A 5208-nucleotide genomic window follows, 5' to 3' on the forward strand; every position below is an offset into this window, starting at 1 on the left:
ACATACATGTTAAAGCTAATAAAAATATTTCTGAAAGAGAATATATTTTGAAAAACGGTAAAGATTCTTTTTATTTATATTATAGATAGCTAGTTTTAGAGAGAGGAGGCTTACAATAAAACAAGCTATGAATAAGACATTCAAAAGGAGCTGGAATGTATGGGGTATATTGTAGATATTTCAAAATGGAATGGAACTATCAATTGGGATATTGCAGCATCTCAGCTAGATTTAGTGATTGCTAGAGTTCAAGATGGCTCTAATACGGTGGATTTTATGTATCAAAATTATGTTAGTGAAATGAAAAAGCATAGTATCCCATTTGGTAATTATGCTTTTTGCCGTTTTATATCTATTGCTGATGCAAAGAAAGAGGCACAAGATTTTTGGAATCGTGGTGATCAATCTGCTAAGTTTTGGGTAGCGGACGTAGAAGTTCAAACGATGGTAGATATGCAAGGCGGGACACAGGCATTTATTGATGAATTACGCCGTTTAGGTGCGGAAAAAGTAGGATTATATGTAGGGCATCACACGTATCTATCATTTGGAGCACGTAATATTGAAGCTGATTTCGTATGGATCCCTCGTTATGGAGGGAATAAGCCAGCATATCCATGCGATATGTGGCAATATACGGATTCAGGGAATGTTCCTGGGATTGGGAAATGTGATCTGAATCGATTAGTAGGAAATAAGTCACTTTCTTGGTTTATAAATTCGAACAAAGCAAATCAATCTAACATAGTGTATACACAGCAACCGAATGGCATTGGTATTGCAGTTTCGAAATATCCTGATGGATATGGAATAAATTTATATGAAAACCCCATGAATCCTCAATTTACAGGTACACTCACTCAAAAAATTCCATATTTAATCTTAGCAGGTTATTGGGGAGGCGGTGAGCAAGATATGATTTGTTTAGGGAACGATAAGCAGTGGGTATATTTAAAACATTTTAATGTGAAATGGTTTTATGCAACTTCAAAATATCCTGTCGGTTACGGAGTAAATTATTATGAAGAGCCTGAATGTATGAATTATAAAGGAAACATAGATGGATCGACATCTTTTCGAGTGTGGGGTAGAGTGGGAAATGCGGTAGATATCGGACAGAATAGTTGGATACCTGAAAAACATGTAATTATTAAGCAACTATAGAAGCTATATTTTTTTGAGAATTATATAAAGAGCCTTCTTACTATGCATAGTAAGAAGGCTCTTTATATTTAAAAATGAAAATACATGATACATAGTCAACTCATATGAAATGAATTACATGTAGAAAACACACTGTTTTCACAATGACTGTGTATAGTTAATTTGCATAATGACAAAAGTGAGGTATTTGAATTGAAAAAGAAGAAAATATTTATTGGAACAATTATTTCATGTATGATGCTAGCATTATCTGCATGTGGTTCCTCAGACAACGTAGTAACATCAAAAGTAGGAAATGTTACAGAGAAAGAATTAAGTAAAGAATTACGACAACAATATGGAGAAAGTACTTTATATCAAATGATGTTAAGTAAGGCATTGCTAGATAAATATAAAGTTTCAGATGAGGAAGCAAAAAAGAAAGTAGAAGAAGCAAAAGACAAAATGGGTGAAAACTTTAAATCGACTTTAGAACAACTTGGGTTGAAAAATGAAGATGAATTAAAAGAAAAAATGAAGCCAGAAATTGCATTTGAGAAAGCAATTAAAGCAACAGTTACAGATAAAGATGTGAAAGATAACTATAAACCAGAAATGAAAGTAAGTCACATTTTAGTGAAAGATGAAAAAACGGCTAAAGAAATAAAGGAGAAAGTAAATAATGGTGAAGATTTTGCTGCCTTAGCAAAACAGTATTCAGAAGATACTGGTTCAAAGGAACAGGGCGGGGAAATATCTGGTTTTGCCCCTGGACAAACAGTGAAAGAATTTGAGGAAGCTGCGTATAAATTAGATGCAGGCCAAGTAAGTGAGCCGGTTAAAACAACTTACGGTTACCATATTATTAAAGTGACGGATAAAAAAGAATTGAAGCCATTTGATGAAGTAAAGGATAAAATTCGTAAAGATATAGAACAACAAAGACTACAAGATACGACAGGTAAATGGAAACAACAAGTAGTCAATGATTTATTGAAAGATGCTGATATTAAAGTGAATAATAAAGAATTTAAAGATACATTTAAATTTCTAGAAAAGAAATAATGACTGTAATCATAATTAGAAAAAGGGAACTCATATAGAGTTCCCTTTTTCTAATTAGTGTGTGAGTTATAAATAGATAGTAAGACAATACAATATTACATTTAAATATTAAGAATTACAATGGAAAATTATGGATTATAATTATTTCAACGAAAGTGGATATTCTACGGTTTTCATTATGCAAGTTTATTACATATATTTACTCTTTAATAATGGATATCGAACATAATTTAAAAAATAATACATATAATGTTTTTGAATAAATATTTAACATGGATAATTAGTAAAAAGCTGAGCATTCGATTGGAAAGGATGTTCTTTTTCATATGAAAATTTTAGGATAAAGAATGAATCGTTTTAAACGCGTCATTTACCACATCAATAAATTAAGGTGGTGGAGAATATATGAAAGTAATCTTTCAAGGAGAGGGCGGCGCGAAAATTTTTGAGTCATATGATGAAAATGTAAGTGATTTATTAGCTATATTAAAAGAAACGAAAGGGATTAAAATCGGGATGGTTGAGTATAAAGTGTTAAAGTACGAACTTAATTATTTTCGTCATCCGAAAAAAGCGGATACAGAGAGAGAGTTACATATAATAGTACAACCTAAGTATATGTAATAAAATATAATAATAAAAATCATTGATTCAGTTTTGTAAAGTTCCATAGAGTATGTAAGAAAAGAGAGTGTTGTAAATGCTCTCTTTTCTTATGCTTTGTGAGTTCGTTCATCATAGTATATGTTTTCAGTTATAGATGGTTAATAAACGATAAAAATTTAAAACTTTTTCGTTTAGGCAGGGATTTTATATTTAAGTAAATAAATATACTATGAAGTATTTTTTATACGAATACTGGAGGAGTATAAAATGAGTTTAGCAAGTTACATAGGCTGTAATGTAGAAATTCCGTTAACGGATCCGGATTCTAATAATCTAATTGTTTTTGGACCGTGTTTTTCAGATGAAAGTATGCTTGGAATTGTACAAGATTATCAATTCCAAACAAATTACACATATGAGGTTTCAACTAGTTGGGGAATTGAACTTGTCGAGTGGCAAAATGTAAAGGAAAAAAAGAAGCGAAAGAAAAACTTTTAACTTTATGGAAGGTTATTCGGAAGATAGAGACTATTTCGAATTATTTAGTTGTTGGGTTGGTGATGAAGATAAGGAACGAGTAGGGGAATTGAACTTAAAAATAAATCATTTTAATATAGATGAATTATGTATTCCAGAAAGAACATTAGTTAGGATAGAAAAATAAGCTTTGAAATATTTTTTAGAAAAAGGTGATTTCACTTTGGGTGAAGTCGCCTTTTAGTTGTTATATGCATGTTATATAAGAAATGAAAAGTTTATTTGATAAAGGAAAAAAGTATGGAGATAAATAAAATTATGTTTTTTGTTAAGAAATAATAAGTATGGCTCTTCTCAAAAGAACGTAAGTTCGTGTATAATAGGAACGAATGTTCTTTTAAGAAGTAACCTAATTATAGTTTAGAAGTAAATTCGAGTTTAGTAAGTATTAAAAATAACTAAGGGATAGTATGGCTAAATAAATGTATAAATGATCAAGGAGATAAAAAATGAACGATGTAAAGATACAAAAAGAAGAAAGAGAGTGGGTTCCGTTTACAGTAATGTCCGAACAACTTTTAAATATGAGAAAGATTATTGGAGAGAAATTAAAAGTACAAAAACCGCTTTTAACAAATGAAGCAAAAGAGAGAATTTCTGATAAATTATTAACGTCATTACTGTCTGAGAAAGAAATATTGGTAACATATTTTGAAGATGGTTACATACTAACAAGCTACATGACTGTTGTACATATCAATCCGGTAAAACAAATTGTAATTTGTACAGACGCTTTTTATAAAACTTACGTATTTAACGCTATGAATATTATTGAAATAACGTAAAAGAAGCTGAGTATTAAATGGCAGCTTCTTTTATTTCTGATTTATGAGACAAATAATACAAGAAAAAGCAGCTAGCTTCGTGCTAGCTGCTGAGCCCCAGGGAAAGGGAGAAAAAGATAGGGTACTCCAAAATCGACAAGAGCTGTCAAACAGCCTGATTATAGTATAGACAAATTAAAATTTTCTATACAGAAAGTTGAACATAAGATTAGGCTGTACCCACTTGGTTTTGATCTGCAAGGTCAGAATCAAATGTATTGGTCGCGCTAACACCGCTAAAAGTATTAACAACAAAACCAACGTTTGATGCGCCGGAACCATTATAAGCTTTCGTATTTTCTTTCGGAGATACGTTGTAGAAATCACCTAAGTTAAATGATCCATTGCTATTTTGTACAACTAAATTTCCTACAACTGATGGCATAATTTTCACCTGCTTTATAATAAGTTGTTAACATTACTATATGGAGTTATAGTTCAGATGGTTCATACAATAAAAATTGTGGAATAGTAAAACGTTTGGAGCGTGGATTTCAATAAAAGTGTGTTAAAATTAATATAATAAAGTTGAGTAATTTTTTTAAAAAATTTGTATAATTGATATATATGAAAATAAAGGAGGCAAAATGTAATGAAAGATATTATGAAAAAAGTTGATTTAACAGATGCCAAATCAAGTAATCTTGTTGCATTAATTTATAGTAATGAAGTTATATTAGTTGAAGACGCATTTTGTCCAAATGAAATAAAATTAAAGTTTAATGAAATTGCAATTTTATCTGCAATTAAAACAGCTCATATTGCGAAAGTGTCTATTAGGAAAGAACTTGAAGCGCTTTTTCATGACACGGGTGTTATATTAGTGAAACAAAATGTTGATTATGGTAGTAGCCAATCTATTACCATGCATTTTGAGCAATTTAAAAAATTGCAAGATGAGATTGAACATTTAAATAAAAGTATGTAATAAAGCAGCTAAATAAAGGTTCTATCATAAAGGTGGAATGTGTCGTGTTGAAAAAGTGGTTTAAAAATTATTTGGGTGAATCGCATTGTAAACATAAATATATTT

General features: G+C 30.4%; 7 protein-coding genes. 6 read left to right on the top strand and 1 reads right to left on the bottom strand.

The features are described from left to right. The first annotated feature begins 159 nt into the window (after nt 1–159). The 5 genes from GBN78_RS28300 to GBN78_RS28320 all read left to right on the top strand — a co-directional run bounded on the left by GBN78_RS28300 (nt 160) and on the right by GBN78_RS28320 (nt 4136). Nucleotides 160–1164, top strand: a complete 1005-nt coding sequence (locus GBN78_RS28300; RefSeq protein ID WP_000540659.1) for a glycoside hydrolase family 25 protein — start codon at nt 160–162, stop codon at nt 1162–1164. 192 nt (nt 1165–1356) lie between these two features. Continuing rightward, the gene (locus tag GBN78_RS28305; RefSeq protein WP_000727342.1) at nt 1357–2208 is read left to right on the top strand and encodes a peptidylprolyl isomerase PrsA; all 852 of its coding nucleotides are present in this window, start codon (nt 1357–1359) and stop codon (nt 2206–2208) included. A gap of 405 nt (nt 2209–2613) precedes the next feature. After that, complete coding sequence (locus GBN78_RS28310; protein ID WP_000864279.1) at nt 2614–2832, top strand: hypothetical protein; 219 nt, start codon at nt 2614–2616, stop codon at nt 2830–2832. 249 nt (nt 2833–3081) lie between these two features. After that, entirely contained in the window at nt 3082–3312 is a 231-nt protein-coding gene (locus tag GBN78_RS28315) for a KH domain-containing protein (protein ID WP_000050518.1), read from the top strand. Nucleotides 3313–3800: 488 nt separating this feature from the next. Beyond that, nucleotides 3801–4136: a YolD-like family protein gene (locus tag GBN78_RS28320; RefSeq protein WP_152127958.1), complete on the top strand. Its 336-nt coding sequence runs from the start codon at nt 3801–3803 to the stop codon at nt 4134–4136. 208 nt (nt 4137–4344) lie between these two features. Here the strand turns inward: GBN78_RS28320 and gerPF are convergent, their stop codons facing one another. Continuing rightward, on the bottom strand, nt 4345–4560 hold the full coding sequence (gene gerPF / locus GBN78_RS28325; RefSeq protein ID WP_001141569.1) for a spore germination protein GerPF: 216 nt from the start codon (nt 4558–4560) through the stop codon (nt 4345–4347). 207 nt (nt 4561–4767) lie between these two features. Between gerPF and GBN78_RS28330 the strand changes: the two genes are divergently transcribed. Further along, nucleotides 4768–5103, top strand: coding sequence for a hypothetical protein (locus tag GBN78_RS28330; protein WP_000651907.1), 336 nt, complete (start codon nt 4768–4770; stop codon nt 5101–5103). The last annotated feature ends 105 nt before the right edge of the window (nt 5104–5208 follow it).

The sequence above is a fragment of the Bacillus sp. B2-WWTP-C-10-Post-4 genome, from assembly GCF_009183805.1.
Lineage (GTDB): Bacteria > Bacillota > Bacilli > Bacillales > Bacillaceae_G > Bacillus_A > Bacillus_A cereus.